Genomic DNA, 2,749 nt, shown 5'->3' with positions numbered 1-2,749 from the left:
GGCTGGGGCACCAGCGCCGGCGAGTTCAGCAACGCCATCGCGGGCCCCGACGTGTACATCACCTCGGCCCCGGGCATCACCAGCGCCGCCGACCTGGACGACGTGCTGGCCCCCGGTCGCCGGATCGGCGGCTCGCGGTCGGTGAGCGGCGGCGCCGCCCCGATGGGCGGCAGGTCGATGGGCTCCCGCGACGTCCGCGGCGACGGCATCATCCACGAGGAGGAACGCGGCGGCGACCACGACTGGTGACGCCGGCTCACCGCGCCGATTCGAACGTCACCACCAGACGGGCACCCCGGGGGGGGGGGCCCGCCGCGGGGGGGCGCGGCCCCGCGGGGGGGACGCCAGGGGCGGGCCGAAATACAGCCCCCCGCTCTTAGCGGACCGAGCCCCGGTTGGCTTCCACCAGGTGCCGCACGATGAACAGGCCCAGCCCGGCGCCGCGCATGAACCGGTCGAAGAGCTGCGGCACCAGCTCCTCGGGGATCCCCGCGCCGCGGTCCTGCACCACCAGCTCGATCGACTCCCCGGCGGGGCAGGCGCTGACCACCAGTGGCGGATCGCCGTATTTCAGGGCGTTGCCCAGCAGGTTGTGCACCACGTGCCAGAGGTGCTGGCGGTCGGCCAGCGCGGCCAGGTCCTCGTCGATCTCGATCGCCACGTCCGCCGCGCACTTGAGCTCCGCCGCCACCGCGGTGACGACCTCCCGCACCGGCACCGGGGTCCGCCGCGCGGTGACCGCCCCGGTGTCCAGCCGGAACAGCAGCTGCAGATCGTTCATCATCTTGACGAGCCGCCGGGTGTTCTTGTCGATCTTCGTGGTCAGCTCGAGGCGGGTGTCCTCGTCCAGCTCGGCCCAGTCGGCGCTGAGCAGCTCGGAGAGGCTCGCGATGGAGCTGATCGGCTGGGCCACGTCGTGGGTCAGCATCGAGGTCAGGTCGTTCTTGAACGCCAGCGCCGCGGCCAGCCGCGCGTTCGACTCCCGCAGCTGCTCGTTGCTGCGCTCCAGCTCACCGGCCCGTTCCCGGAGCTCGTCGGCGACCCGCTTGCGGTCGGTGATGTCGACGTAGGTGGCCACGTAGGCCCGGGGCCGCCCGTCGGCGTCGGGGATGGGCGCCATGGTGGCCAGTACGGGGATGTCCGTGCCGTCCGCGTGCCGGACCAGCCAGTCGCCGGTCCCGGCCGGCGGCAGCGGGGCCGGCTCCGGGGCGAGCGGCTCGCTGTGCCCGGTCAGCTCCCGCCAGCGCCGGTTGACGTCGATCACCCGGTGGTTGGCGTCGAGCACCATCACCGCCTCGTTCATCGACTGCAGCAGCGTGTCCGCGAACTCCCGGCGCTCGCGCAGTTCGGCGACCAGTTCCCGTTGCTGGCGGTCGGCCCCCTCCAGCGAACGGACCAGGAAGCCGATCAGGGCCAGCACGGCGAGCGCGGCCAGGATCGCGCCGGTGCTGATCGCGGCCGCGGGCCGGCTGATCCCGGTGCGCACCGCCAGCGCGCTGATCAGTGCGGCGACCACCGGTACGGCGATCACCGCGGGCAGCGTGTGCCGGATCTTGGTGCCGGGTCCGGCGGCCGCGGCGGTACGCAACGGACCCGCTTCCGGCCGCGCGAGGATGGCCCCCAGCGCCAGCGTGAGCAGGGCGCCGGCGTGGTACGGCGTCATCACACTGTCCGGCCCACCGCCGTCCGGAAAGGTCGGCGCGAACATCCGCGGCACGAGCGCGACCAGCGCGATGATCGTGGCCCCGGCCAGCAGGGGATCGGCGATCCGGAACCGGGACTGCTCACCGGGCCGGCGGATCCGTACGTCGATGCAGGTCAGGGCGAGCCCGGTCAGCAGGGTGGCGACGGCCGCCGCCGGATGCCGGACCAGGGCGGCGGCTCCCAGCAGAGCGGCCACACCGGCCAGGACGTACGCGGTGACGCGTGACACCGGCGTGGACCGGGTCGGCGCCAGCAGAAGCAGAGCGAGCCCGGCGGCCAGTAGTGCGGCCGCCGGGCTCGACGTCAGGGTGTTCTCTCCAGCGGACGAGGTGAGCAGGTTCAGGGCGCCGAAGACGGCCACCGCGACACCGGCGCACCCGGCGAGGATCCGGGACAGCCTGCCCACGTCCTGCGCCGCGATCTGCACCGGTGGAACCCCTCTAAATATGGGCGTTTCCGCCCAAGTGTGAGGGAGTGATCATATCGCGGCGGATGGGATCAAGTGGTCACGCCGAGTGAGACTGTCCGGCCCACTCGAAGCCGTCCTCGACGGTGACCTTGGCCGCGACCAGCACGAGCCGGTCGGCGTGCTTGTTGGCGTGGTGCCCGCAGAACACCAGCGAGCCGCCGCTGCTGAGGGCGATCTCGGCCTTGGCGGCCGCGCTGCAGCTGTCGCAGCGGTCGACCAGGGACGGGACGGTGACGATCTCGGGCGACAGCATGGTGGTCATCATCGCTCTCCTTGCTCGGTGGCGGTGCAGCGGTCCTGACAGCGGGTACTTCGGCCCGCCGGAAGGGCGCCTTAGCCCTCGGGACGTCGTTCAGGGCCCTGCAACTGAGGCGCAACCGGCAAGGTCCCTGGTGACTCTGTCCCGTCGTCAACCTTTCCCTCAGACGCCACCGGCCATGCCCCGTCACGCGGGTGAAGTCGTTCGCCTGTGGCTTAACGGGAGGGAACCCAGAATGACTCGCAACGACGGCCGGCGCCGCACCGCGCGCTTCGCGCTGACCGCCGGCATCGCCACCGCGGCCGCAGTGACCGGCG

General features: G+C 72.5%; 2 protein-coding genes and 1 pseudogene. 1 reads left to right on the top strand and 2 read right to left on the bottom strand.

Annotated elements, in window-relative coordinates; genetic code table 11:
- Positions 1–249, top strand: a pseudogene (locus tag AB0C29_RS42250) (hypothetical protein); the annotation flags it as partial.
- Between the two features lie 127 nt (positions 250–376).
- On the opposite strand, the gene AB0C29_RS42245 reads toward AB0C29_RS42250, so the two are convergent.
- Both AB0C29_RS42245 and AB0C29_RS42240 read right to left on the bottom strand, forming a co-directional pair.
- Positions 377–2,131: a PAS domain-containing sensor histidine kinase gene (locus AB0C29_RS42245; RefSeq protein ID WP_360833112.1), complete on the bottom strand. Its 1,755-nt coding sequence runs from the start codon at positions 2,129–2,131 to the stop codon at positions 377–379.
- A 79-nt stretch (positions 2,132–2,210) separates the two neighbouring features.
- A complete protein-coding gene (locus AB0C29_RS42240) occupies positions 2,211–2,435 on the bottom strand; it encodes a hypothetical protein (RefSeq protein ID WP_360833109.1) in 225 nt (74 codons plus the stop codon).
- Positions 2,436–2,749 lie beyond the last annotated feature (314 nt).

The sequence above is a fragment of the Actinoplanes sp. NPDC048791 genome (assembly GCF_040650095.1).
Taxonomy (GTDB): Bacteria; Actinomycetota; Actinomycetes; order Mycobacteriales; family Micromonosporaceae; genus Actinoplanes.
This window is presented reverse-complemented; position numbering and strand designations above follow the sequence as displayed.

What these genes read in the sequence shown, in the direction of transcription:
- AB0C29_RS42240 (WP_360833109.1), bottom strand. Translation starts at nt 2,435, where the DNA reads ATGACCACCATGCTGTCGCCCGAGATCGTCACCGTCCCGTCCCTGGTC.